This window comes from Enterococcus eurekensis, from assembly GCF_042654605.1.
Lineage (GTDB): Bacteria > Bacillota > Bacilli > Lactobacillales > Enterococcaceae > Enterococcus_I > Enterococcus_I eurekensis.
In genome coordinates this window covers 71,520-98,438 of the sequence record NZ_JBHSGT010000041.1, presented here as the reverse complement: position 1 = coordinate 98,438, position 26,919 = coordinate 71,520, and the positions used below count along the sequence as shown (strand labels likewise).

The 26,919-nt window shown below is 38.1% G+C and carries 22 protein-coding genes and 2 pseudogenes; 20 read left to right on the top strand and 4 right to left on the bottom strand.

What is annotated here, in order from left to right:
• Positions 1 to 234 precede the first annotated feature (234 nt).
• A pseudogene (ltrA, locus tag ACFO3L_RS06335) lies at positions 235 to 1,517 on the top strand (group II intron reverse transcriptase/maturase).
• Between the two features lie 273 nt (positions 1,518 to 1,790).
• Here the strand turns inward: ltrA and ACFO3L_RS06330 are convergent.
• Positions 1,791 to 2,423 (bottom strand): hypothetical protein, encoded by a 633-nt coding sequence (locus ACFO3L_RS06330; protein ID WP_379964974.1) that lies wholly within the window; start codon positions 2,421 to 2,423, stop codon positions 1,791 to 1,793.
• Positions 2,424 to 2,675: 252 nt separating this feature from the next.
• Between ACFO3L_RS06330 and ACFO3L_RS06325 the strand changes: the two genes are divergently transcribed.
• Both ACFO3L_RS06325 and ACFO3L_RS06320 read left to right on the top strand, forming a co-directional pair.
• Positions 2,676 to 2,918 (top strand): AbrB/MazE/SpoVT family DNA-binding domain-containing protein, encoded by a 243-nt coding sequence (locus tag ACFO3L_RS06325; protein ID WP_379964972.1) that lies wholly within the window; start codon positions 2,676 to 2,678, stop codon positions 2,916 to 2,918.
• The gene (locus ACFO3L_RS06320) at positions 2,918 to 3,343 is read left to right on the top strand and encodes a type II toxin-antitoxin system death-on-curing family toxin (RefSeq protein ID WP_379964970.1); all 426 of its coding nucleotides are present in this window, start codon (positions 2,918 to 2,920) and stop codon (positions 3,341 to 3,343) included. Before ACFO3L_RS06325 ends, ACFO3L_RS06320 begins: the two co-directional genes overlap by 1 nt.
• Before the next feature lie 124 nt (positions 3,344 to 3,467).
• Here ACFO3L_RS06320 and rpmB read toward each other — a convergent pair whose 3' ends face one another.
• Positions 3,468 to 3,656: a 50S ribosomal protein L28 gene (gene rpmB / locus ACFO3L_RS06315; protein WP_379964968.1), complete on the bottom strand. Its 189-nt coding sequence runs from the start codon at positions 3,654 to 3,656 to the stop codon at positions 3,468 to 3,470.
• Between the two features lie 282 nt (positions 3,657 to 3,938).
• Here rpmB and ACFO3L_RS06310 point away from each other — a divergent pair, with 282 nt between their 5' ends.
• From ACFO3L_RS06310 to ACFO3L_RS06250, 13 genes and pseudogenes are all read left to right on the top strand, one after another.
• The gene (locus ACFO3L_RS06310; protein WP_379964966.1) at positions 3,939 to 4,304 is read left to right on the top strand and encodes an Asp23/Gls24 family envelope stress response protein; all 366 of its coding nucleotides are present in this window, start codon (positions 3,939 to 3,941) and stop codon (positions 4,302 to 4,304) included.
• 46 nt (positions 4,305 to 4,350) lie between these two features.
• The gene (locus ACFO3L_RS06305) at positions 4,351 to 6,015 is read left to right on the top strand and encodes a DAK2 domain-containing protein (protein ID WP_379964964.1); all 1,665 of its coding nucleotides are present in this window, start codon (positions 4,351 to 4,353) and stop codon (positions 6,013 to 6,015) included.
• Positions 6,016 to 6,103: 88 nt separating this feature from the next.
• Positions 6,104 to 8,128: an ATP-dependent DNA helicase RecG gene (gene recG / locus ACFO3L_RS06300; RefSeq protein WP_379964962.1), complete on the top strand. Its 2,025-nt coding sequence runs from the start codon at positions 6,104 to 6,106 to the stop codon at positions 8,126 to 8,128.
• Between the two features lie 651 nt (positions 8,129 to 8,779).
• The gene (gene plsX, locus ACFO3L_RS06295) at positions 8,780 to 9,781 is read left to right on the top strand and encodes a phosphate acyltransferase PlsX (protein ID WP_379964960.1); all 1,002 of its coding nucleotides are present in this window, start codon (positions 8,780 to 8,782) and stop codon (positions 9,779 to 9,781) included.
• 131 nt (positions 9,782 to 9,912) lie between these two features.
• Positions 9,913 to 10,155 (top strand): acyl carrier protein, encoded by a 243-nt coding sequence (acpP, locus tag ACFO3L_RS06290; protein ID WP_379965001.1) that lies wholly within the window; start codon positions 9,913 to 9,915, stop codon positions 10,153 to 10,155.
• A gap of 152 nt (positions 10,156 to 10,307) precedes the next feature.
• Positions 10,308 to 11,000, top strand: a complete 693-nt coding sequence (rnc, locus tag ACFO3L_RS06285; protein ID WP_379964958.1) for a ribonuclease III — start codon at positions 10,308 to 10,310, stop codon at positions 10,998 to 11,000.
• A 13-nt stretch (positions 11,001 to 11,013) separates the two neighbouring features.
• The gene (smc, locus tag ACFO3L_RS06280) at positions 11,014 to 14,607 is read left to right on the top strand and encodes a chromosome segregation protein SMC (protein ID WP_379964956.1); all 3,594 of its coding nucleotides are present in this window, start codon (positions 11,014 to 11,016) and stop codon (positions 14,605 to 14,607) included.
• Positions 14,600 to 15,418 (top strand): Cof-type HAD-IIB family hydrolase, encoded by an 819-nt coding sequence (locus ACFO3L_RS06275; protein ID WP_379964954.1) that lies wholly within the window; start codon positions 14,600 to 14,602, stop codon positions 15,416 to 15,418. Before smc ends, ACFO3L_RS06275 begins: the two co-directional genes overlap by 8 nt.
• Before the next feature lie 5 nt (positions 15,419 to 15,423).
• Positions 15,424 to 16,650 (top strand): signal recognition particle-docking protein FtsY, encoded by a 1,227-nt coding sequence (gene ftsY, locus ACFO3L_RS06270; RefSeq protein WP_379964952.1) that lies wholly within the window; start codon positions 15,424 to 15,426, stop codon positions 16,648 to 16,650.
• Between the two features lie 254 nt (positions 16,651 to 16,904).
• A complete protein-coding gene (gene gshAB, locus ACFO3L_RS06265; RefSeq protein ID WP_379964950.1) occupies positions 16,905 to 19,172 on the top strand; it encodes a bifunctional glutamate--cysteine ligase GshA/glutathione synthetase GshB in 2,268 nt (755 codons plus the stop codon).
• Positions 19,173 to 19,413: 241 nt separating this feature from the next.
• The gene (locus ACFO3L_RS06260; protein ID WP_379964948.1) at positions 19,414 to 19,614 is read left to right on the top strand and encodes a cold-shock protein; all 201 of its coding nucleotides are present in this window, start codon (positions 19,414 to 19,416) and stop codon (positions 19,612 to 19,614) included.
• A 530-nt stretch (positions 19,615 to 20,144) separates the two neighbouring features.
• Entirely contained in the window at positions 20,145 to 20,402 is a 258-nt protein-coding gene (locus tag ACFO3L_RS06255) for a hypothetical protein (RefSeq protein ID WP_379964946.1), read from the top strand.
• Positions 20,368 to 20,892, top strand: a pseudogene (locus ACFO3L_RS06250) (transposase); the annotation flags it as partial. The gene ACFO3L_RS06255 and the pseudogene ACFO3L_RS06250, both read left to right, overlap by 35 nt.
• A 565-nt stretch (positions 20,893 to 21,457) precedes the next feature.
• Here ACFO3L_RS06250 and ACFO3L_RS06245 read toward each other — a convergent pair.
• Together ACFO3L_RS06245 and ACFO3L_RS06240 are read right to left on the bottom strand one after the other, a co-directional pair.
• Positions 21,458 to 21,859: a hypothetical protein gene (locus ACFO3L_RS06245; protein ID WP_379964944.1), complete on the bottom strand. Its 402-nt coding sequence runs from the start codon at positions 21,857 to 21,859 to the stop codon at positions 21,458 to 21,460.
• A 30-nt stretch (positions 21,860 to 21,889) separates the two neighbouring features.
• Positions 21,890 to 22,339, bottom strand: coding sequence for a YueI family protein (locus ACFO3L_RS06240; RefSeq protein ID WP_379964942.1), 450 nt, complete (start codon positions 22,337 to 22,339; stop codon positions 21,890 to 21,892).
• A gap of 145 nt (positions 22,340 to 22,484) precedes the next feature.
• On the opposite strand from ACFO3L_RS06240, the gene ACFO3L_RS06235 reads away from it, so the two are divergent.
• From ACFO3L_RS06235 to ACFO3L_RS06220, 4 genes are all read left to right on the top strand, one after another.
• Positions 22,485 to 23,216, top strand: coding sequence for a DUF2786 domain-containing protein (locus ACFO3L_RS06235; protein ID WP_379964940.1), 732 nt, complete (start codon positions 22,485 to 22,487; stop codon positions 23,214 to 23,216).
• Positions 23,217 to 23,287: 71 nt separating this feature from the next.
• Positions 23,288 to 23,659 carry an iron-sulfur cluster biosynthesis family protein gene (locus tag ACFO3L_RS06230; protein ID WP_379964938.1) on the top strand — a complete coding sequence of 124 codons (372 nt, stop codon included), beginning with the start codon at positions 23,288 to 23,290 and terminating at the stop codon, positions 23,657 to 23,659.
• 16 nt (positions 23,660 to 23,675) lie between these two features.
• Positions 23,676 to 24,569: a metallophosphoesterase gene (locus ACFO3L_RS06225; RefSeq protein ID WP_379964936.1), complete on the top strand. Its 894-nt coding sequence runs from the start codon at positions 23,676 to 23,678 to the stop codon at positions 24,567 to 24,569.
• Between the two features lie 339 nt (positions 24,570 to 24,908).
• Entirely contained in the window at positions 24,909 to 26,885 is a 1,977-nt protein-coding gene (locus tag ACFO3L_RS06220; protein ID WP_379964934.1) for a peptide ABC transporter substrate-binding protein, read from the top strand.
• Positions 26,886 to 26,919 lie beyond the last annotated feature (34 nt).

Genomic DNA, 26,919 nt, shown 5'->3' with positions numbered 1-26,919 from the left:
TTAACTGGGGATATCTCACGTTCTTATCCCAAAAACTTATAGTGATGTAAGCCTGAGACTTGAGAAGTCAGCAGAAGCCATAGTAGTGTAGACAGCTAGTGAAAGCTAGAAAGAGCGAAGGGCTGAACCGTTTTATCGTTATGGAAATCAAAAATTGGAAGAGGAAAAAGACCACTGGTCCAAAGGACGAGAAAGTGGATACCGACTTTACGAGAAGGAAAGGAAATAACAAACATGTATGAAAGGAAAATACTTGATCGAATTTTGGATAAAGATAACTTAAATCAGGCATTCAAGCAAGTGAAACAAAATAAAGGTGCTGCAGGTGTCGATGGAATGACGGTGGATGAACTAAGGCTAGAGTTGGTTCGAAACAAGGAAGAAATTATTTCTCAAATCCGCCTAAGAAAATATCCACCCTCACCTGTTTTAAGGGTGGAAATACCTAAACCAAATGGTGGCGTCCGCCTTCTAGGAATACCGACAGTCAAAGACCGCGTCATTCAACAAGCCATCTCACAAGTACTGACGCCCATATTTGACAAGAACTTCAGTCAATTTAGTTACGGGTTCCGTCCGAATCGACAAGCAGAAATGGCAATTACCCAAGCGTTGAAATGCTTCAATGAAGGATACGACTGGATAGTTGATATTGACCTCGAACGTTTCTTTGATACGGTCCATCATGACCGTCTAATGAACTTAGTCTCAAGAACCATCTCTGATGGTGACGTGATTTCATTGATACGTAAATTCTTGGTCAGCGGTGTCCAAGTAGATGGAAAAGTTCAGGCAACAAGTATCGGGACTCCCCAAGGTGGTAATCTATCGCCATTGTTAAGCAACATTATGCTTAATGAATTGGACAAGGAACTCGAAAAGAGAGAGCTGCGTTTTGTTCGATACGCAGATGATTGCATTATTATGGTTAAAAGTGAAATGTCGGCAAGAAGAGTAATGCGTTCGGTAACAAAATTTATCGAAGAAAAGTTAGGGCTAATCGTAAATAGTACGAAATCAAAAATTGTGAAACCGTATGACCCAGAATTCAAATTTTTAGGATTCGGTTTCTATACAGATTTCAAAACGAAAGATTATCATGCAAAATCTCATGAGATATCAGTCGAAAACTTCAAATATAAACTTAAAAACTTGACGCGTAGAAATTGGAGTGTTGATACAAAAACACAAGTAAAGAGGTTAAACCAAGTCATTCGAGGGTGGATAAATTACTACAAAATCGGTTCGATGAAGAAAGTGTTACTGAGAATTGATTCCCATCTGAGGCTTCGGCTCAGAATGTGTATCTGATATAAATGGAAAACTGCCAAGAATCGCCGAAAGAATTTAATACAGTTGGGAATGAATAGAAACGAGGCTTACAAAAACAGCCATACTAGCAAAGGGATTGTGCGTATTGCCTACTCTTGGTTCTGACAACAACGATTATAAATAAAAGACTAACCCAATTTGGATTAGTCTCGTGTGTAACACATTATAATAAAGTACATGTTTAGTATAAAACGGAACCGCCGTATACCGAACGGTACGTACGGTGGTGTGAGAGGACGAATAATCAAATAATGATTATTCTCCTACTCGATGACTATGTTCATATTAAAAAATGACACTTATTTTACTAATTTTTAGAAAGTTGTTTTAATGCTGTCTAAATTGAAAGTAATGGTTTCGACACATGAATGTTCTTACATAAAGTAGCTATATTTGTCGATATGATTTTAAAAAACTATAATCAATTAAGATGGATATTTAATCTAGATTTTCAGCGATTACTTCTCCAAGATGTCAATTTCATGTGTGATATCAAGATCAAATTCTAAATGATTGGAATGGGTACGTAAATTGAGATTTAATAAATCTTCAACGTAATAGTAGAGAATGTATAAAGTATCTACATCTTTTACAGGACGTTCGTCAAGTTTTATGGAAAATGTATAAGTGGCAATCTCTCCTTTTTTTATAGGGTCCAACGGTAATGATGAAATTGAGTAGGCTTCTTCACCTTTGTCAGTAATAAAAGCCATTTGAAATTTCATAAAGAATGGATCAAAGGGTTCATTATAATTAAAATTTTGAATTTCTACTTCTAATTTTATGTTATGGTTATTTTTTTGATGTTTACGTAGTTGAGCTTCTGTATAGTATTCTTTCATTGCCTCAGTATTTTCAGTGCTAATTTTTTTAAATGTCAATCCGATTAGTGGCTCACCATCTTGATAGATAATCCCTTGTTCATTGTTTCGATAAAAATCTTTATCAGTTGTAAACCGTTCATCATGATTCGGTTTAGAATATTCAAAATCGCCTAATCGAATCGCTTCATCTTTACTCAATTTTTTGGGTGTTGAGGTACATCCAGCTAAAAGTAAAAATAGAAGTAAATAGAACAGATGTCTCTTCAATTGCTTTCCCCTCCCGGAATTTCGAAATACTGATTTGATTATATCTTATCATCTCGACAAGGTAATGAATACTCATAAGTGATTGTCTGTAACTTTGGATTTACGTAGAAAGTAAACGAACTAGTAAAATTGGGCGAGGGTTATTCAACTTCAAATAATTAAATGGATAGGGATAGTCGGTTTCAATAGACAAAAATGTAGATATCCGTATATACTGTATATACAGATGTTTGAGAGAATGGGGGAATTAAAATGAGTATTCAAGAACGAAAAATTAGAAAAAGTGGTAATTCAATAATTTTGACACTATCGAAGGAGTTTTTAGAAAAACTAGGAATTAAAGAGAATGACATGGTTTATGTGGATGAAACAAAACTAGCGCAAGCAATTCAAAAGAAAGAAAAAAAAACACCTCAAGATTTAGAAGTGGAAAAGTTAATGGAAGAATCTTTTTTGAAATATGAAGAGACTTACAGAGAGTTGGCTAATCATTAATGACGCTTAAAATGTTAACTGAGCTCAATATTATAAGTATGAATAAAATGTTGATTAGTCGCCAAACACCTGATGAAATAAGTGGCATTCGCGATCCCGGGGCATTAAATATGACTATTCAGCAACTAAATCAAGAAATATTTGGAAGAGAACTATATCCGACACTTGAAGAAAAGTCGGCATTATTGATTATTAACCTTATAAAGAAACATCCTTTTCATAATGGGAACAAAAGAACGGCCTTTATGGCCCTAACAGTTCTATTGGGTTTGAATGGGTATGAAATACACATGGAAAAAGATGAAGTAATTAAATTGTCTGTAGGCATCGCAACCTGCTCGAATGAAAACTTTAGTAATCTTAAAGAACATGTAGTTGAGCTGATTGCAGCGCGAATGGTCGCTAAACCAAATAAAAGAATATAAAATTGAATCAAAAAAATGCCCACACTTTTTGTAAACAATACAAAAAGCGTGGGCAGTCTTTTGATCTTTGCGTAAATAAAAAACCGCTTCAGCTTAGGAAACGGTTGTCTAATGTCGTATAAAATTAAACGCGCTCAACTTTACCTGATTTCAAAGCACGAGCTGACACCCATACTTTTTTAGGTGTGCCATCGATCATCACGCGAACTTTTTGTAAGTTAGGTTTAACTGTACGTTTTGAAGCGTTCATTGCGTGAGAGCGGTTATTACCAGTACTTGTTTTACGACCAGTGAAGTAACAAACTTTAGCCATTATAGATTTCCTCCTTTTGCCTTGATCTGTTGGAGCAATATATTAGCATATATTTTCGGCTCATACTAAAATAACTTATCATAATTCTAAGAGAAATGCAAGCTTTTTCCTTGTTCTTCAATTGACATTTTCGATTGAAAAAGGTAAATTTAACAAGGTTAATACATAAAAAACGGTCTAGAACGTGAAAAACTAGGACTCTTTCTTTTATTTAGGGCATGTCTATGTTAAAATATTAGAGATAAGAAAAAGAAGATTTGTCTATTTAAGGAGGCTTTATCGATGGCAGTTAAAATTCAAACAGCATCAGGCTTAATTGAGATTTCCAACGAAGTGATTGCAACCGTTGTTGGCGGTGCCGCAACCGATGTCTTTGGGATTGTCGGTATGGCAAGTAAAAATCAAATTAAAGATAATATTAATGAAATTTTACGCAAAGAGAACTATTCTCGCGGCGTTGTCGTACGTCAAGAAGAAAACGAAATTGCAGTGGACGTGTACACAATTATTAGTTACGGAACAAAAATTTCCGAAGTGTCACGCAATATTCAAGAAAAAGTAAAATACAATCTTGAATCAATGTTAGGCATCACAGCACATTCTGTGAATGTTTTTGTCCAAGGCGTTCGAGTGTTACCAGAAGACTAGAGGTTAAAACTACTGTGAAGTAGTTGATTTTTAAGGAGGATTATCAGTGGAAGTAACGAATATTCGCGCGAGTCAGTTCCAAGAAATGGTTCAGGCTGGTGCCGATCGTCTACAAGAGCATGCGGAGTATGTCAACTCATTAAACGTGTTTCCTGTACCAGACGGCGATACAGGAACAAATATGAATTTATCAATGAATAGTGGGGCAAAAGCAGTTAGTGATTCGACATCTGAAAAAGTTGGCGAGCTAGCAACTCACTTATCAAAAGGTTTATTAATGGGTGCTCGTGGAAACTCTGGGGTTATTTTATCTCAATTATTCCGTGGGTTTTCGAAACAAATCCCAAATGTAGACACGCTAACAGCAAAAGACTTAGCTGCGGCATTTACTCATGGGGTAGATACCGCTTATAAAGCAGTGATGAAACCAGTTGAAGGTACGATTCTTACCGTTGCGCGTATTGCAGCTGAATTTGGTGAGAAAAAAGCACTAGAAACAACCGATTGTGTCGAAGTCATGACGGCTGTTGTGACGGGTGCAAAACGTGCTTTAGCAAAAACGCCCGATTTATTACCGGTTCTAAAAGAAGTCGGTGTCGTGGATAGTGGTGGCCAAGGGCTATTATTTATTTATGAAGGCTTTTTAAGTGTTTTAAATGGCGAATACGTACCAGAAAACACATTTGAAACACCAGCAGCGATGGATGAAATGATCAATGCGGAACATCACCGTAGTGTTCATAATCATGTAGCAACTGAAGACATTGCGTTTGGTTACTGTACTGAGATTATGGTCAAAATTGGCGAAGGTCCAACAGTTGACAGCGAATTTGATTACGATACTTTCCGTAACTACTTAAACGAATTAGGCGACTCATTACTTGTTGTGAATGATGATGAAATTATTAAAGTTCACGTTCATACAGAACACCCAGGTGAAGTAATGAATTACGGTCAAAAATTTGGTTCACTTGTTAAAATCAAAGTCGATAATATGCGTCTACAACACGAAACATTATTAGAAAATGATGCCGCTCCGGTTAAAAAACCTCGTGTACCATACGGTGTGATTGCAATTGCAGCCGGTGAAGGTGTACAAGAGTTATTCAAGAGTTTAGGTGCCAACTATGTGATTAGTGGTGGGCAAACAATGAACCCAAGTACTGAGGACATCTTAAAAGCAATTGATGAAGTCAATGCAGATAAAGTCATTGTTTTACCAAATAACAAAAATATCTTTATGGCAGCAGATCAAGCCGCAGAAGTGGCTGAGATTCCAGTAGCTGTTGTACCAAGTAAGACCATTTCTCAAGGGATGACAGCGATGTTAGCCTTTAATGATCAAGCAACGTTAGCAGAAAACAAAGCTGCGATGATTGATATGTTAGAAAGCGTCGTTAGCGGTTCAATGACACATGCGATTCGTGACACGGCAATTGATGGCGTTCAAATTACAACAGGCGACTTTTTAGGAATGATCGATGGTAAAATCGTTGTTTCTAAAACAGATGCTTTTGAAGTGGGAATGGCTACATTGACAAAAATGGTTGACGAAGATACAGAGATTGTCACGATTATTGTCGGCGATGAAGGTACGCAAGAACAAGCTGAGCAATTTGAGGCAGCTTTACTTGAATTAAATGATGAATTGGAAGTTGAAATCCATCAAGGGGATCAACCTGTTTATCCATACCTTTTTGCAGCAGAATAATTCATATTAAATTAAATCTAGAAAGCTTGGTGCGAACATTTTTGTTTGTCCCAAGCTTTTTTTCAAGAGAGGTGGAGTGTAGGTGAGTATGAAAGAGTCAATTACAAAGTTAAGTGGTGTTGGTGCTAAACGCGCGGAAAATTTAGCGACATTAGGCATTGAGACGATCGAACAACTACTTGGCTACTATCCGTTTCGTTACGAAGATATTCAAGAAAGAAAATTAGCGGAGATTCAAGATCAAGAGAAAGTTACGATTAAAGGTCTCGTTGTCTCACCCGCGGTTCTTAGTCGTTTTGGTTATAAAAAATCCCGCCTGCAATTTCGGATGATGCAAGAACATGATGTGTTTGGTGTTTCTTTTTTTAATCAACCGTATTTAAAAGATAAGGTCGAAGTTTCAACTGAAATTGCCGTTTATGGTAAGTGGGATGCCAAGCGTAAGAGTTTAACGGGAATGAAAATTTTAGCGCCTAAACAAGAAGAAGATTTTGCGCCAATTTATCATGTGAACAAAGTCGTGCGTCAAGCGACCTTGATTCAATTGATCAAACAAGGTTTCGAACATTATTATGAAGCGATTGAAGAAAATTTACCATTATCTTTAATTGAAAAGTATCGCTTGCTACCTCGTAAAGAAGCGATGTATGCCATGCATTTTCCTAAAGACGCTAAGGAACACCATCAAGCGAAACGACGTGTTGTTTTTGAGGAGTTTTTCCTTTTTCAAATGCAATTGCAACGACTCAAGCAAACCGAAAAAGCTGAAAGTAATGGTTTAATGATTGCTTATGATGTCGATGAACTGAAAGCTTTTACTCAACAATTACCCTTTGAATTAACGAATGCTCAAAAACGAGTGACGAATGAAATTTGCCGTGATTTGTTAAGTCCTAATCATATGCAGCGTTTGCTTCAAGGAGACGTAGGAAGTGGGAAAACGGTCGTGGCGGCGATTGGGCTTTATGCAACGAAAACAGCGGGCTTTCAAGGTGCGCTAATGGTGCCAACGGAGATTCTTGCGCAACAGCATATGGAAAGTTTGCAACAATTATATGAAGGCTTTGATATTCGTGTTGCGTTATTGACCGGTTCAACCAAAACCAAAGAGCGAAGAGAAATTTTGAGCCAACTAGCAAGCGGCGAGATTGATGTACTAGTCGGTACGCATGCGCTGATTCAAGAAGACGTCAATTTTGCTCGTCTAGGTTTTGTCATTACCGATGAACAACATCGCTTTGGTGTCAATCAACGGAAAATTCTACGTGAAAAAGGCTGGAAACCAGATGTTTTATTCATGACGGCCACACCGATTCCAAGAACATTAGCGATTACAGCTTACGGTGAAATGGATGTTTCAATTATTGATGAATTACCTGCTGGACGAATTCCGGTTATTACGCGTTGGATCAAGCCACCACAATTAGAAAAAGTCTTACACGCCAGTTTGGAAGAACTAGGTAAAGGACATCAAATGTATGTGATTTGCCCACTTATTGAAGAATCAGAAATGCTTGACGTGCAAAATGCCATTACGATTTTTGAAGAACTTCAAAGTTTTTATGGTGATCGTTACCAAGTTAATTTATTACACGGTAAAATGAAAAACCAAGAAAAAGATGAAATTATGGAGACTTTCAAAAATAATGAAAGTCAAATTTTGGTGTCGACCACCGTTATTGAAGTAGGCGTCAACGTACCGAATGCGACGATGATGATTATTATTGATGCCGATCGCTTCGGGTTAGCGCAACTCCATCAATTACGTGGTAGGGTCGGTCGTGGTGCAGCGGCGTCGACTTGTATACTTGTGGCTAATCCGAAAAATGATACCGGAAAGAAACGGATGCAGATCATGACTGAAACCACGAACGGTTTTATTGTGAGTGAAAAAGATTTAGAACTCCGTGGACCAGGCGAAGTTTTCGGTAACCGACAATCCGGCCTACCTGAATTTGCGACCGCCGACCTTGTAGCAGATGGACATATTCTAGAAGTCGCCAAAACCGAGGCCGAAAGCATTTTACAACAAAAGAACTGGGAAATCCTCCCTGACTACCAACCACTAGTTACCTACCTAGGAGAACAAAAAGAAAGACAATATTTTGATTAAAGTTATAATTGAAGCGCTAAGTGCAAGAGATAAGCAGGCAGTTGATGAAATGTGCTTTTTCATTTCAGCCAAGTGACCGCTTATCTCCGCGGCACTTGCTTCAATTATACGGATTGATTAAAGTTATAAAAAAGATGCCCAGCGATGAGAGATAAGAAGTAATCAAACAAAATCGTTTTTTTGATTTTCGTTTGATTGCACCTTATCTCCGAAATCGCTATCTTTTTTATACGGATTACCTAAAGTTATAAAACAAGCGTTAAGATGCAAGAGATAAGTAGGCAGTTGATGAAATGTGAATTACTCTAGGTTAGTGCTTTAGCACTTACCTGGAGTTTGAAGCTTTCAAGCTGTCACGCAGAGCCTGATATTGTATCCGTAACTCACTACGTTCGAACGGCTCCAACAACTACAGGCTCGCAGCGGTCTCGCAGCTCCGCCCAAAAGGCGATTTTTCGTAGCGGAGTGGGAGTTCCCACCCTAACTTAATACAAAGTCATAGCGTGACTGTGATAGTAGCCTCTCTATGCTTTACTTTTTATCTTTTTTCGTATTTTTTACCCAAAGAGTCACTCTGAAAAATCAAATATTCAAGCATAAGAAAAAATATGCTATACTGTTTGTGAATCATGAAAGGAAGTGCCAAGTGCAATGAGAATTGCTGTTGATGCAATGGGGGGCGATAATGCACCACAAGCGATTGTGGAAGGTGTATTACTTGCTTGCAAAGATTTTCCAACAATTGAATTTCAATTATATGGAAAAGAATCAGAAATTAGAAAATATATGACCGAACAACCAAATATTAAAATTATTCATACAGACGAAAAAATTGATAGTGATGATGAACCCGTTCGAGCGATTCGTCGTAAAAAACAAGCATCAATGGTTTTAGCGGCACAAGCGGTTAAAAATGGCGAGGCCGATGCGATTTTTTCTGCTGGGAATACGGGTGCTTTACTAGCAGCCGGCTTATTAATTGTTGGACGTATTAAAGGGATAGAACGTCCGGGATTGTTATCGACAATGCCAGTTATTGGCTCAGAGACGGGCTTTGATTTACTAGACCTTGGAGCAAATGCTGACAATAAACCTGAACACCTCGTGCAATATGGAATTTTAGGTTCTTTTTATGCGGAAAATGTTCGAGGCATTAAAAAACCACGTGTCGGTCTATTGAATAATGGAACCGAAGAAACAAAAGGTAGCGAATTAACGAAGAAAACTTTTGAGTTGCTATCACAAGAAGAAAGCATTCATTTTATTGGTAACGTTGAAGCGCGTGATATTTTAACCGGTGTGGCCGACGTTGTTGTAACGGATGGTTTTACTGGAAATGCGGTTTTAAAATCAATCGAAGGAACCGCGTTAAATATTGTTAGTTTGTTGAAGAAATCAATTTTAGACTCTGGCTTAAAAGGTAAAATTGGTGCGTTACTGCTTAAAGATGCCTTGAAAAATTTAAAAAATGAGATGGATTACGCCAAATATGGTGGAGCGGTCTTGTTTGGACTAAAAGCGCCAGTTGTAAAAACGCATGGATCAACTGGACCAGAAGCGGTGGCGACAACGATTCGTCAAATTCATACAATGTTAGAATCAAAAGTTGTCGAACATCTAGTTGAAAAATTTGAACCAAAAACAAACGATTAAGAGGTTTTTTATGACTTCAAATCGACATAAATGTTACAAAATTGAAAAAAAGCTAGACAAATTCGCAATAAATCGCTAAAATTGGTATAGCTCTTTTTTGACCTTGTTAAATAATGTGGAGGTGAATGCAATTGACGCGTGATGAAATATTTGCAAAAGTAGCATCAGTAATCGCTAATCATTTTGAAATTGAAGAAGATAAAGTAACCGATACGATGAGAATTAAAGAAGATTTGAATGCTGACTCAATCAGTGTCATGGAATTTGTTCTGGAATTAGAAGAAAATTTTTCAACTGAAATTTCAGATGAAGATGCTGAACAAATTCAAACTGTAGGTGCAGCAGTTGACTATATCGAAAAACATTTGAATTAAGAAGCCAAGAAAAGGTAATGGATTATTGTGAAATAGTCTATTACCTTTTTTGATGTAAAAGAATTCATTAGGAAGCGGTAGCTTAGGTTTCATAATTATTGAAAAACGATTATAATAGTAAGGTATGACTACAAAAGAAAGGACTGTATTAGATGGACCAAGGCTTACTAAAAAAAATTAAAGAAGAATATAGCATCACTTTTTCAAAAGGAGAGCTATTAGAGCAAGCTTTTACCCATTCATCTTATGTGAATGAGCATCGATATTTACAATTATCTGACAATGAGCGCTTAGAATTTTTAGGCGATGCCGTGTTAGAGTTGCTCGTTTCACAATTTTTATACCGCGAGTATCCGAATGTGCCAGAAGGGAAACTCACAAAATTACGCGCTGCGATTGTCCGTGAAGACAGTTTAGCAAAATTTGCAAAGGAATGTTCCTTTGATCAATACATTCGTTTAGGAAAAGGGGAAGAACATTCCGGTGGTCGCACACGTCCAGCGTTACTTTGCGATTTATTCGAAGCTTTCCTTGGAGCGTTGTATATCGATCAAGGCTTAGAAGGCGCGAATTTATTTTTAGAGAAATTGGTTTTCCCTAAAATAACTGCGGGTGCTTTTTCACATGAGATGGATCATAAAACGAAGTTACAAGAAGTATTGCAACAATCAGGCGATGTGAATATTGAGTATCGCTTAATTAAAGAAGAAGGACCGGCGCATAATCGTCAATTTTGGACAGAAGTTCATTGTAACGAACGAAAAATTGGAGAGGGCTACGGCAAATCGAAAAAATTAGCAGAACAGGCAGCCGCATCGAATGCTTTAGAGAAAATTCTGCATTAAGAGAGGATCAACAGTGTATTTAAAGCGAATTGAAATTGTAGGATTTAAATCGTTTGCCAATCGAACGATTATTGATTTTGAAGAAAATATTACAGCGATTGTCGGTCCTAACGGCAGTGGTAAGAGTAATATTACCGAAGCGATTCGCTGGGTCTTAGGTGAACAGTCAGTTAAGAGTTTACGTGGCGGTCGCATGCCGGATATTATTTTTGCAGGTTCAGATACGCGCAAGGCGTTAAACATTGCGGAAGTAACGATTGTCTTATCGAATGAAGATCAATATTTACCGCTAGAATATAATGAGATTAGTGTGACTCGTCGAATTTCACGTAGTGGGGATAGCGACTATTTCTTGAATAAGCAAGCCTGTCGTTTGAAAGACATTCAGGAATTATTTATGGATTCTGGTTTAGGAAAAGAATCGTTTTCGATTATCTCGCAAGGGAAAGTCGAAGCGATTTTTAGTAGTAAGCCAGAAGATCGCCGTGGAATCTTTGAAGAAGCGGCAGGGGTTTTAAAATATAAACAACGTAAAAAGCAAGCCGAGCAAAAATTATTTGAAACAGAAGATAATTTAAATCGCGTGCAAGATATTGTTTATGAATTAGAAGAGCAACTTGCGCCACTTGCGACGCAAAGTGCCAATGCCAAGCAATATCTAGGGCTAAAAGAAACCTTTACAGAATTAGATATTTCGTATATTGTGGCCGAGATTGCTGAAGCAAAAGAAAAATTTGATGAACAAAACCAACAATTGACGAAATTAAAGACACAGTTACAGGCGGCCAGTCAAGATGTTGTGAATGAAGAATTGGCGTTGAATCGTTTACGTGAGCAACGGAGCCAATTAGACGAACAATTAGAAGCGAAAAATGAGCAACAGTTGTCGGTCGTTGAGAATTTAAAACAAGCACAAGGTCAGCGAGACGTTTTAATTGAACGTTCGAAGCATACTGAAAAAAGTGTGAGTGATTATCAAGAAAACTTAGCAGAAATCAACGAGAAAATTGAACAACTTGAAGAAGACAAGGCGACTTGTTTGGCGAATTTATCGCAAAAAAATGGTGAAGTTCAAACGCTTGAAAAAGCATTAGAACAAGGTGAAATCGAGTTAGCTCAATACCAAAAAACAGCGAAAGAATTAATCGAAGAACTTCGTGGACAATACGTGGACTACTTGCAGCAACAAGCGAGTACGAGTAATGAATTGAAGTACTTAGAACGTCAGTATTTGCAAGAAACCAATCAAAACCAACACGTCATGCAAAAGCAAGCGGCACTCGAAAAAGAAATGGCTGAAAAAGAAGCGATTTTTAAAACGAATGGCGCGCAATTAAAAGCTGAGCAGGCAGAACTGGATAAACAACGGGCGTCTTATGTTCAATTACAAGAAAAATTAAAAGAAAATCAAACACAATTTGAACAAGGGCAAGCGAAGATGTTTGACTTGATGAAAGAATTGCAACAAGTCCAAGCACGTAGAAAGAGTTTGCAAGAAATTCAAGAGAACTATACCGGTTTCTACCAAGGAACGCGTCATATTCTGCAACATCGTCATGAGTTATCAGGAATTGTTGGAGCGGTGGCTGAATTGGTTGAAGTACCGGCCGAATATACTTTAGCGATTGAAACGGCTTTAGGCAATGCGGCGCAAAACTTAATTGTTGAAACCGAAAGCGATGCGCGCCAAGGAATCTCTTTCTTGAAACGCAATCAAGGTGGACGTGGGACGTTTCTACCGTTAACCACGATTCATGCGCGTCAAATCCCGGTCAGTATTCAACAACAAGCCACTAGTGTTGAGGGCTACTTAGGTGTTGCTAGCGAGCTTGTTTCTTATGAAGAAAAGATTGCCGGTGTTATGGGTAATTTACTAGGTACGACACTGATTGCCGAGGATTTAGAATCTGGAAATGCGTTGGCGCGTAAATTGCAATACCGTTATCGTGTTGTAACGCTCGAAGGGGATATTATGCACGCCGGTGGATCAATGACTGGTGGAGCAACGAAACGTGGTCAGCAAGGCAGCTTGTTTAGCCAAAATCAAGAACTGCAACAATTAACCACTCGTGGTGAGCGTTTAACCGAGCGTTTGCAAGTCGTGGAAAAGCAAGTGAAATCATTTGAAGAGCAAATGAAGTCAGCGCGAGCAACGTTAGAGCAGTTACGTGATTCTGGTGAAAAAGCGAAAATGTCTGAACAAGATGCGCGTAATCAGCAACAACATCTACAAGCAGAGATTGAACGAATTCATAAAGAGATGAAAGTCTTTTCTTATGAAAACGAGCATATTCAAACGTTCTTAGCTTCTTATCGGGAAGAAAAAGAACGTAATGAAACGTTACTGCAAGAAATTGAAGCAAAGTTAACACAAATTACAAATGAGATTCAAACGTTAACAAACGAAGAAGACAGCTTGGAAGAAAAACGCCAAGCCGCAACCAAAAACGTGGCACATATTCAGTCACGTTTAGCAGTTTCAAAAGAGCAAAGTACGCACTTGCGCCAACAAATGTCGAACTTCATTCAACAAATCGAAGAACAAGAAAGCCGAGCAACAGTCATTCGTCAATATTTAGCGAACTTATCGATCGATTTCTCTAGTCATGAGATGACTGAAGAAGGTTTGCGTCAAAAAATTGAGCAATACACTGCTGAGAAAGAAGCCTTGCAACAAGCGCTTCAAGCAACACGTGATGAGCGATCAAGTGTGCAACAGGCCATTCGTGAGAAAGACCAAATGCTAAGCGAAGCCAACAAGCAACAAAAAACCTTGCTGGAAGAAAAAACCGCGCTTGAAGTCGAGAGTAGTCGTTTAAATATATTACTCGATAATCGTTTAGTTTACTTACAAGAAGTCCATCATGTGACTTACGAGCAAGGATTGGCTACGTATGGCTTAATCGAAAAAACAGAGGAACAACAAGCGAAAATTCAAGAGTTACGTCAAGAAATGACCGCTTTGGAACCCGTCAATATTCAAGCAATTGAACAATTTGAATTAGTCAAAGAACGTTATGATTTCTTAACGGGGCAACAAAATGATTTAATTTCAGCTAAAACACAGTTGTTTGAAACGATGTCTGAAATGGACGAGGAAGTGAAGAGTCGCTTTAAAGAAGTTTTTGAAGGCGTTCGTCGTGAATTCAAAAAAGTCTTTCCAAATATGTTTGGTGGCGGTCGGGCAGAGTTGATTTTAACCAATCCAGATGATTTATTGCATACTGGAATTGAAATTGAAGCACAACCACCAGGTAAAAAGTTGCAAAACTTAAGCCTGCTTTCTGGTGGGGAACGGTCATTAACTGCGATTGCTTTACTATTTTCAATTATTCAAGTCCGTCCCGTACCGTTTTGTGTCCTGGATGAGGTTGAAGCAGCTTTAGATGAAGCCAATGTTTTACGCTTTGGGAATTATTTACGGACATTCCAAAAAGCGACACAATTTATTGTCGTGACGCATCGAAAAGGCACAATGGAGTCGGCGGATGTTTTATATGGTGTGACCATGGAAGAATCAGGCGTATCAAAAATCGTTTCTGTTCGTTTGGAAGACGTCGCGCAAGATGTAGAAATACAACAGTTAGAAGGAGTCAAACATGATTAAATTAGTGGCCATTGACTTAGATGGAACGTTATTGAATGGAAAAAAAGAAATCTCACCAAAAAATAAAGCGGCGATTGCTAAGGCGAAAGCTCAAGGCGTGAAAGTTGTTATTTGTACCGGTCGTCCTTTATCAGCGATTCATCCATTTTTATCAGAGTTAAATTTAGAAGAAGCCGGCGATTACAGTGTGACGTTTAATGGTGGACTCGTTCAGCGCAACGATACGGGTGAAATTATCGAAAAAAATAATTTACGCTTTGAAGATTTAAAAACATTAATCCAATTAGCGCAAGCGTTAGATTTACCACTAGATATTTTGTCGGAAGAAAAAGTGTATCATCTACCGACTTCTGCAACCAATCAATCATTGTACGCAACGATGAACCCTTTATTGACGCATTTTTCGGTAGGGCTGGATGAATTGGATCCAGAACGTATTTATAATAAGGCGGTTATCGGTTTTGACCAAGTCTTTTTAGACCAACAAATCAAAAAAATTCCAGAAGACATTCGCGAACAGTTTGAAGTCATAAAAAGTCGTGATATGTTGTTGGAATTTATGCCGCAAGGTGTGACAAAAGCGTATGGCCTTTCATTATTAGCGCGTGATTTGGGATTAGAACCAGCCAACGTGATGGGGATTGGCGATGAAGAAAATGATTTATCGATGATTGCTTATGCCGGAATTGGTGTGGCAATGGCAAATGCAACCGCAGAAGTCAAAGCAGCAGCCGATGTACAGACCGCTTCGAATGAAGAAGACGGTGTGGCACTAGCCATTGAAAAATATGTGTTAAATGAGAGGAGGTAATCCACATGGGATTGTTTGATAAATTAAAAAAAGCGTTTATTAAAGAAAAAGAAGAAGAACAACAACTCGTTGAAGAACAACAAGAAGAAAGAATTGACGAGAGCGCTGATGAAGTAGCCGCTGAGATCAGTGAAGTGCTAGTTGAGGCCGATGAAACAAGCGAGTCTGAGGACCAAACCGAAGAAGTCGCAGAAGTTGTTACGGAAGTACTTGAAGAAGAGCCAGTTGAAGAACTTGTCGAAGTTGAACCAGAACCGGTCGTTGAAGCAGGCAGTGAACCAATCCAGGAAGAAAACGTTCAGGAAAAATACGATAAAGGCTTAGCTAAAACGCGTAAAACATTTAAAGAACGGATGAATGAATTATTCGCCAATTTCCGTAGTGTTGATGAAGATTTCTTTGAAGAAGTTGAGGAAACACTGATTGGCGCTGACGTTGGTTTTGAAACGTCGATGCGTATTGCGGAAGAATTACGTCAAGAAGTGAAGTTAAAAAACATCAAAAAACCAGCCGCTGTTCAAAATGCGATTATCGAAAAGTTGGTTGATCTATATGAAGCCGAAGGAATTAATGAGGTCAACGATTTAAACTTACAACCAAATGGCTTAACGGTCATTTTATTTGTTGGAGTGAATGGTGTCGGTAAAACAACAAGTATTGGGAAATTAGCCCATGAATACAAACAAGCAGGTAAAAAGGTCTTATTAGCAGCAGCCGATACTTTCCGTGCTGGGGCAATTGATCAATTAGTTGTTTGGGGCGATCGTGCGGGCGTAGAAGTCGTTCGTGGTGCAGCTGGTGGTGATCCGGCGGCTGTTGTTTTTGATGCGATGGTAAAAGCCAAAGCACAACAGGCAGACGTTTTACTTGTAGATACAGCAGGACGTTTACAAAATAAAGTCAATTTAATGAAAGAACTCGATAAAATTAAACGGATTATCCAACGTGAAGAACCGAATGCACCACATGAAGTCCTACTCGTGTTAGACGCGACAACGGGTCAAAATGCGATGATCCAAGCAAAACAATTTAAAGAAACAACCGATGTGACGGGACTCGTCTTAACGAAATTAGATGGCACGGCAAAAGGTGGGATTGTTTTAGCGATTCGTAACGAATTGCATTTACCGGTGAAACTTGTCGGACTTGGCGAAGGCATTAATGATTTAGAAGTCTTCAATCCAAATGATTTTGTGATGGGCTTATTTAAAGGATTAATTGAAGAAGAATAAGTGGGATGAATTGGTACTAAAAAAGGCATTTATCCATCATATTCTTATAGGTGAAAACAGACTGTAACTTCAAGTTGCAGTCTGTTTTTGCATCGTTAAGCAAGCGTTTTGTAGATGAAAGGAATGATGTTTGAATCTGACAAGCCTAACAGTGATTGAGCCAAGAGACTTAAATTCTATAAACAAAAAAGAAACCCTTTCGCTTGTTATTTGATATAATAGAATTTATTATGAACGAAAAAAGGAGTCTAACTATGAATTTTAAAATCCTCCTATCAAAAAAGGAGTTGCAACCTTATTTACTTAAAGCTCGCTATGGTGTTGAACGTGAAGGCCAACGCGTAACTTTAGATGGGGACTTAGTTAAAACGAAACATCCAACAAGTTTAGGAAATCGTCAATTCCATCCATATATACAAACAGATTTTGCTGAAACGCAGTTAGAATTAATTACCCCTGTTGCTGAAAGTATTCCAGAACTTTTTGCATTCTTATCAGGAATTCACGATGTTGCTTATCGTTCGATGAATCCAGCTGAAATGATTTGGCCGCTAAGTATGCCACCTGCTTTACCTGAAAAGGAAGGAGAAATTCCAATTGCGGATTTAGAGCGTTTTTCGGATGTTTTGTATCGTCGTTATTTGGCGAAAACATATGGTCGTCGCAAACAAATGGTTAGTGGGATTCATTTTAACTTTGAATTTAGCGATGAACTCTTACAAAAAATGTTTGCATTGCAAAATGAATATACCGACTATACAGACTTTAAAACAGAAGTTTATTTAAAAGTCACACGCAACTATTTACATTATTCATGGCTAGTGACGTATTTATTTGGCGCAACGCCAACGAGTGAAGCCAATTATTTTGAAAGGGCTGAGCAATTAAATGAACCTGTTCGTAGTATTCGTAATAGCTCATATGGTTATAAAAATAACGATGATGTTCAAGTTTCATACGAAAATTTAGCCTGTTATTTAGCGGACTTGGAACGAATGGTTGTTGAAGGTAAATTATCCGAAGAAAAAGAATTTTATTCATCTGTTCGTTTCCGTGGCGGAAAGAAAATGGCCGACTTAGCTACAGCAGGGATTCGTTATATTGAGTTACGTAATATTGATTTGAATCCTTTTGGTTATTGGGGAATTAGTGAAGAGCAAGTCGAGTTCTTGCATTTATTCTTGTTATTCTTATTATGGCAAGATGAAGGGGTCGATGCGGATGAGTGGGTCACTGAAGGCGAAAGCAAAAATGAAAAAGTTGCCTTGGAGCACCCACTAAATGTGATGACTTATCAGGCAGAAGCAATTGCTTTACTTGAAGGACTAGCGAACTTTGTTGAAGAACGTGAATTAGACATTTCTCCTAATTTATTAGCAAGCATTTTCCAAATGGTTGAAGATCCGTCAACGACATTGGCCGGTAAATTGTACAAAGCTAGTCAAGAAACGTCGCAAAAAGCCGTCGCAACCACAATTGCGAATGAAAATTATAAACGTGCTTGGAGACACCCGTATCAATTAGCTGGTTTCACTCAAATGGAATTATCTACGCAAATTTTGATGTTCGATGCGATTCAAAAAGGGATTGCTGTTGAAGTTTTAGATGATACCGATCAATTTTTAAAACTAACCTTTGACGGCCATTCGGAATATGTAAAAAATGGGAACATGACGAGTAAAGATAGTTATATCGTACCGTTATTGATGGAAAATAAAATTGTTACGAAAAAAGTTTTAGATAAAGCAGGTTTCCGAGTACCCAAGGGTAGTGAGTTTTCGAATATCAAATCGGCGATTCATGCCTATTCGGAATTTGCCAATCATGGATTTGTTGTCAAACCGAAATCAACCAACTATGGTTTAGGTATTTCAATCTTCAAAGAAGGCGCCAGTTTAGAAGACTATACAGCCGCTTTGGAAGTTGCCTTTAGTGAAGACACAGAAGTTTTAGTTGAAGAATTTTTACCTGGAACGGAATACCGTTTCTTTGTGATTGATGGCGAGGTAAAAGGGATTTTACTCCGTGTGCCAGCCAACGTCAAAGGTGATGGCATCCGTACAATCGAAGCACTCGTTGCTGAGAAAAACGAAGATCCATTACGTGGCGAACATCATCGTACCCCACTTGAAAAAATTCAATTGGGCGAACTCGAAAAAATCGCTTTAAAATCACAAGGTTACAAAATAACCGATGTGCCAGCGAAAGATGAAGTTGTCTACTTGCGCGAAAACTCCAATATTAGTAGTGGTGGCGATTCAATTGATATGACCGATGCTTTTTCAGATGCGTATAAAGAAGTCGCTGTTAAAGCCGTTGCAGCATTAGGAGCTGTTGTTTGTGGGATTGACTTTATTGTTCCAGACTACAATGTCGATCCAAGTGAAGCAGGCGCGTATGGGATTATTGAAGGAAACTTTAATCCAGCGATGATGATTCATATTTATCCTTACTCAGGCAAGAGCCGTCGCCTAACCATGGACGTACTTGAATTATTATTCCCAGAAGCATTTGCGAAATGAAGAGCTCCTTACTCTTCTTAATGAAAACATAAGCTTTTGCGAGAAAATTAGGTGATATTACGGTTATTAACATAAAAGCTTTGTGTTTTGTTAATAAACATGTTATTCTATGTAAGTAGTATTTCTTGATATGTAATTTATGATTTGTTGATTGCGTTAACGCATGAACACTTCTAAACACACTTAAGTTGGTATTGCAAAAAAATAAACGCACTTGATGTGTAATATGGAGGTAAAGTTCATGAATAACGGTACAGTTAAATGGTTCAACGCAGATAAAGGTTTTGGTTTCATCACAGCAGAAGACGGGAAAGATGTTTTCGCACATTTCTCAGCTATCCAAGGTGAAGGCTTTAAATCATTAGATGAAGGTCAAGCAGTAACTTTCGATATCGAAGAAGGCCAACGTGGTTTACAAGCAGTAAACATCGTTAAAGCTTAATTAATCAAAAACATCAAAAAGCCTCATTGAAAAGAGATTTTCAGTGGGGTTTTTTTTATATAATAGTTGGTGTGGATGGAAAATCTTCATGAGATTGTCTTTCGGCACTTTTTTAATTTTGCCAAACAAAAAGAGGCCTCAAACTGACAAAATGTAGTCGACGAAAACAAACACGAATCAGGAGTGAAGCCTCATGGAAAATAGTACTAGAAAAATGCTTGGATTAACAGATGAAAATATTACTTTTCCAGAAGATTGGTTGAAGGATGAGAAAATAAAAGGTGCCACTGATTAGTTAATTAAAGGCTTCTTGACTTATAAGCCGACTCATTGCGAGAAATGCGGGAGAAAAAATCAAGGTGAACTTGTTAAGAATGGAACAAAAACAACTCGTACTCAAATGGCTTTGTTCCGTAATACGTTGACCTATATAGAGCTGAAGCGCTGACGGTTTCTTTGTCGTAATTGCGCACAAACCTTCATGGCACAACCCCCAAATTGTTGCACGTCATGATCATTTGGCAAAGAAGTTGAAATATCAAATTCTTTTAGAATTAGCTCAAATTCGTTCTCGTAAATTAATTGTACAGCGATACTTTGTATCGGATGTTTCTGTTTTAAGAATTCAAGAAGAATTAGCAAAAACGTATCATAAAAGCTATCAAACGCTACCACAGGTTCTTTGTGTCGATGAATTCAAATCAATGAAGTCTTGTGGTGAAAGCTCAATGAGCTTCATCTGTGTTGACGGGACAGATTACTCGCTCATTGAATCAACTAAGAATTAAAAAAATGAATGCCTTCAATACTTCAAATCCAGAAGATAAGAAAAAATACCGTCGATTAAAACGGTATTGGAAACTGCTTCTAAAAGATTCGGATTCTCTAGATAATCGACAACCTGCCTATCATCCCATGTTCAAGCGCTACCTCTATGCGCAGGATATTATCGATGAGCTCTTAACCTATGATTCTCAGTTAAAGCTTGTCTATGAAGCGGTTCAATTGCTCCGCTATTATCGGAACAAGAAGGATACAGATGGCTTTTTCTCCACGATTCAAACATTGGATAAGGCTCTTCCGCAATGGTTCTGAAAGAAATACAAGCAAGGGATTCAAAATGCTTTTGAGCTTCGTTATTCTAACGGTGTTACTGAGGGCTTGAATAATAAAATTAAATTAATTAAACGCCTTTCCTATGGTTATCGAAACTTCTATCATTTAAGAGATCGAATCTACATCATTCAGGGATTAATTTTCGCCCCCACTGAAGCTTGATATTGATGACTAACAAACTATTTCAAGATATCACTAGCGAACCGAAGAAAAATACCTTGTGCCCGCTGCGTCAAAAGACGAAATGTGAATTACTCTGGTTTAGTGCTTTAGCACTTAACTAGAGTTTGAAGCTTTCGAGCTGAGTTGTCACGCAGATCCTGATATTGTATCCGTAACTCACTACGTTCGAACAGCTCCAACAACCACAGGCTCTATTAGAGGTCATGAAATGAGCGAATAGTGACGAGTAATAAGCAAAGAATCGTTTGAAAGTGTTTTGCACTTTCAAAAAGATTATGACTTATTACCGAGTCGCTGCTCATTTCATACCGTTTCGAAGCGGTCTCGCAGCTTTCGTCCACAAGGTGATTTTTCGCAGGGGAGCGGGAGGCTCCGCCCCTCTTTTCTAATGCAAAAAAACGATAGAGAAACAAATTTCTCTATCGTTTCTGACAATTATTTTTACTCATTTTGGGTTCATCAACACAATTTGACGAACAACCGAAAAACAATCATTTTTTTGATGGTGTGAGCTGTAATGATAGAAGACAAGGGCTGATAATATTTATAAATCTTTAATAAACATCGTTTGTTTGGTGTCGTCTACCTGTAAACCAGTCAAACCTTCCCACCATGTTTTCATTTCTTTTTCGTAGGTGGTTGGGAAGTCTTGTGTAATTTGAATTAAGGTGCGTTGATGAATTTTGGCGTAAGGATAATTTAATAATAAGTTGTACTTTAGTTCACTCAATAAACTATAGTATTGAAACATTAAAAAATTCATTTCTTCAGGGTCTTCGTCAAATAATACGCGAGGGGCACGATCGAAAATAAAACCAAAGCTACGCATCATAAACATAACCCCATCCAAAGACTCCGTATCGATGGTCGCGGTGTCTTTTAAAATATCAATATGGGTGTCTAGGGCATCGATCAACTCTTCTTTTAATGCAAGGTACGTCGGCATATTTAAAACTCCTTTCGAAAATAACGGTGATTAGAACCATTTCGACCAAAAACTTTTTTTATTTTGTGGTGCGTTATCGGATGTTGCTTTGGACACGTTTTTTTTGAATTTTGCTTCTAGATCAATAACCTCTTCATTAACGGCTTCATCGGATACAAGTAACAGTCCAATGTCATCTTCACGAAGCGACTGCTTGGGTGTGACGATGGTAAAAGCATGTTTATGGGTTGTAACGATTTGGATGTAATTTGCTTGCAGCGACGTTGATAAGAGGCCGTTAATGAGAACTTTTGCTTCAGGATAGGTAGCAAGTGCGCGCGTAAGTAAGTTTTTATTGGATTCTTTTTTCAGTTGATTAACAGTCATGCTAACATAGCAGCGTTCTCGAAATGTTCCTAGATAGCGTGCTTGTTCATCGGGTTTAGTTAAAGGTGTACCGGATGCAGCTTGATCGATTCGTTGTTGTAGATTATCGGTCATCAGTTTCTCCTTGTAATAAGTTGTTAGTTTTATTATAACACAATTGAAAATAACAGAGGCTACTAAGAGAGGTAGTATGACAAAAAAATGGAGAGGTTCTTCTATTGATTGTTTAACAAAAGAATGGTGTAAGGAAAGAGAAAACATGAGAAACGAAAAGATAATTAGAAAAATTAAAGGCTTATTAGCAATTGCTCAAGATGAAAGAAACGATGAGGAGAGCCAATCGGCATTTCTTTTAGCGCAGAAGCTTATGATTCAATATGGAATTCAGAGTTCGGATGTTGATAATCAAAGGGATTGGCAACAAATGACTGCGATTCAGGAAACAGCAGTGACCGTCTATAAACGTTTGTTTTGGTGGGAACGACATTTGGCACAAGTGATCTCGAAAAATTTTCGAGTCAAATATTTCTTGAATTCTAAGATGGTTGGGCGACAACAAAAGAGGCAAATTGTTTTTTACGGATTGGTCGATGATTTGTCTTTAGCAAAAGAAATCTACCTTTTGGCTTATGAAGCTTTGATCTTTCATAGTCAGTCCTTTGTTGACCATTACTATAGGAAGAAAAAAAGTCAAGGCCGTAAACGCTCCCTGACTGAAAGCCTAAAAACAAGCTATATCCGAGGCTTTTTAAGCGGTTTGGATGAACGTTTCAATGAACAAGTAGCAGCCTTGAGAGAGCAATATGAACTGCTCGTGTTAATTCCAAAAGTTGTCGAACAAGCGTATGAAGAACTTTCGAGTCACTGGGGCAAACCATTAGCCCTTCAGGCACCGAACGTCAATGTACTTGAAGCCTATCAAAATGGCTATTTTACTGGAAAGAAAATTGATTTTATGAGACAAACACTCAAGGAGTCGGAAGACGCCTGAGCGTTTTTTCGTGAACAAATCGCAAGAAAAGAGTAGACTAAAGGTAAGAAGGAATCAAGGAGGGAAATAAAATGGAATTACATATCTCAGAAGAAGCACAAGACGTGATTGAAAAAGAGCGACAGACAGGTGACTGGCTCTTACTCGATTTTGAAGATGCCATTGGTCCTTTTACCGAATCAGCCGTTTCGTGTCAGTTATATCCGAATTTCCGTTTATTACTAGTACCGCAAGCATTTCCAGCAGAAAAGCTTGTTGATTATGATGCGAAGCTTGAAACAGAAATGGGAACCGTATTAATGAAGACGACCTCTCAAATGTTATTAGATAAAAAAGTTGAAATCGTAGTTGAACCAAGTTACAAACGAATTCAGTTGCGTTCGGATTCAGGCATCTTGGCCGCTAACCTTCCGCTAAAACGGATCGAGATTAAAAACGACTAAAAAAGGAGTATCGACTGTGGGAAAATTAGCAGTAATTAGTGATTTACATGTCGATATTAACGGCTTAAATCAAGTAGCACTTGAACGAATGGCAGACTATTTAGTGAAAGAGGACATTACTCACCTGCATTTTGCGGGCGATGTGGCCAATACTGCTGCTGAAACGCTTGAAATCGTCGAGCAGTTTCAGCAGTTTTTACCGACGACTTTTCATTGGGGAAATCATGAGATGGTGACTTTAATTGGTGAAAATGAAATTGAAGCATACCCACATGAGGACTTTTTGAGTTTTCGTTCGTATCCATTGTCCGATGAGGTGCTTCTAGTCGGTGTGAATGGTTGGTATGATTATCAGTTTGCAGAAAATCCTGATTTAAAGAAAAATCAACGATTAAAAAACTTATATTGGTACGACCGAAAAATTCTGCGAGCAGGAAATGATCCAATGATTAGTCAAAGGATTAATCAGCGCTTGGACGAATTTCTAGGACAGCTGCCAAAAGAAAAAACAATCATTCTTTCAACTCATTTTGTTCCAAAAACTGAATTTATTATTCAACATCAAGGCGAACATGTTCGTTGGAATCAATTGAATGCTTTTTTAGGGTCACCAGGTTTTGGGGAAGTGATAGATAAATATCCCCAAGTCGGGCACGTTATCTTTGGACATACACATCGTCGTTTTGAACCAAAGAATATTAAACAAACGTGGTATCATTGTCGGCCGTTTGGCTATTATTACGAATGGCAGATGACTCGAACGTTTGTTTTTAAACACCAACTAGTCGAAAATTATCGCCCGAATAAACTACGAAGCGTCTTGCGTGATAATCGCGCTCTGTATCACGTTCACAAAGAAAAGAATCTTTTGAAAGAATTGCAAGAAGGAATGACAATCATTCATTATTGATTTCAAAAATGAGCGTCCATCTGTATCAAAAAAACTCTTTATATTCTAATAAATGGTCATAAAATACCCGATTAAGAAAGCGCATAAGAAAATGAAAGAATGTGTTTTTCAATAGGAAAACCGCCTTTTTTCGTTTTATTTTTGCATAATTTTCGTTTTTTTGAGCCTTTTTTAATTAATTATTAAAAAGCCATTGACGGATAAAACAAAATCATGTATCATTCTCTCATGCTTATCTAATTGTTCAGACAATTCAAATTTTTGAAAGTATTTCTGTGATTTGGAAAAATTATGAAAAATTAGAAAAGTAGAGAAGAAGAGGAAAATGGAGGAGTACGCATGAAAGTAAGGAAGGTTTTAGCAACTGTATTGGTTAGTACATTTGTACTTGCAGCTTGTAGCACAGGCGGCGACACGGGCAACAGCGACAAAGGAAATGGAGATTCAGCAGCACCGACAGCATTTAATTCTGTCTTTTCAACGGATTTACAAACATTAGATTATACCGTTTCTCAACGTAAAACAAACGGTGATCATTTTACAAACTTTGTTGATGGTTTATTAGAAAACAATCCATTAGGTGAATTAGTTCCTGCATTAGCAGAATCATGGGAAGTAAGTGAGGATGGTTTAACTTACACTTATAAAATCCGTGAAGGTGTTCAATGGATGGACAGCGAAGGAAATGAGTATGGGGCAGAAGTAACGGCTCATGACTGGGTTACTGGTTTAAAACATGCTGTTGATCAAGAATCTGAAACACTATATATCGTTGGTAACAGTATCAAAGGTTTAAGCGACTACATCGAAGGTAAAACTTCTAGTTTTGATGATGTTGGCGTAAAAGCAGTTGACGATTACACATTAGAATATACATTAAATCAACCAGAATCATTCTGGAACTCAAAAACAACTTACGGTATTCTTTATCCAATTAATGCAGAATTCTTAGAGTCTAAAGGTGATTCGTTTGGACAACCAACACCAGATTCAATTCTTTATAACGGAGCTTACATCTTGAAAAACAACACAGCGAAATCTGTGATTGAATACGAGAAAAATGAAGCTTACTGGGATGTTGATAACGTAAATTACGACACAGTTAAATGGACTTACAATGACGGAACAGATCCAGATGGCCTATTCAAACAATTTGAAGATGGTACATTAAGCGCTGCTCGTGTCTATCCAAACTCTCCAGGTTACAAAGACGTTTTAGCAGCACATCCGGATGGTGTGACTTGGTCATTACCAGGTGGTTCAACCTTTAACGTAACATTCAACTTCAACCGTGGAACGTTTGATGCGACTTCTAAAACATCAGAAGCACAACAAACAGATACGCAAAAAGCGATTCGTAACCGCGACTTCCGTTTAGCTGTATTATTTGGTTTTGATACTCGTTCTTACCGCGCACAAAACGTTGGTGATGAAGGAGCGGAACGTGGCTTACGTAACACATTGGTTCCAACACAATTCGTATCTGTTGATGGCAAACCGTTTGGTGACGCTGTAGAAACGAAATTACGCGCATTAGATGCCGATGCATTTGGTGATGTTGAGCTAGAAGAAGGACAAGATGGTTACTACAATCCTGAAAAAGCAAAACAATATGTTGAAAAAGCTCGTAAAGATTTAGAAGCTGATGGCGTTACTTTCCCAATTCACTTAGATATTCCAGTAAACAGTAATGCTGAAGTTTCTGTGAACCAAGTGAAATCATTGAAGAGTACAATTGAGTCATCATTAGGAACAGACAATGTGGTTGTTGATATCCAAATGTTGAGTGAAGATGCTTACTTACAAGCAACTTACCAAGCGACAACTGGTGCAGCGGGTGACTTTGATATCTCTAACGCATCTGGTTGGGGACCTGACTATGTTGACCCATCAAGTTACTTAAACATTTACGATTCTCGTACTGGGGATATGTTAAAAACTTTAGGTCTTGAAGGTTCTGCAATCATTCAAGGTGAAGATCCATCAACTGAAGCAAAAGAAGCAATCAATTTAACTGAATACGACGCATTATTAGACAAAGCAGCAGCAATTTACGATGACGAAAATGCACGTTTTGAAGCTTATGCAGATGCAGAAGCATGGTTATTAAACAATGCTATTCAAATCCCAGTTAACGCAGACGGTGGTACACCAGCAGTAACTAAAGTTGTACCATTTACGAAACCTGATGGTTGGGCAGGAATCACAGCTGACAAGTTGAAATATGTGAAGTTACAAGAAGACATCGTAACAGTTGAACAATTCGACAAAGCGCATGAAGAATGGACTGCAGCGAAAGAAGCGGCAGCAAAATAAAGGATTCAAAGTAAAAGAGGCTAGCTTTTAGCCT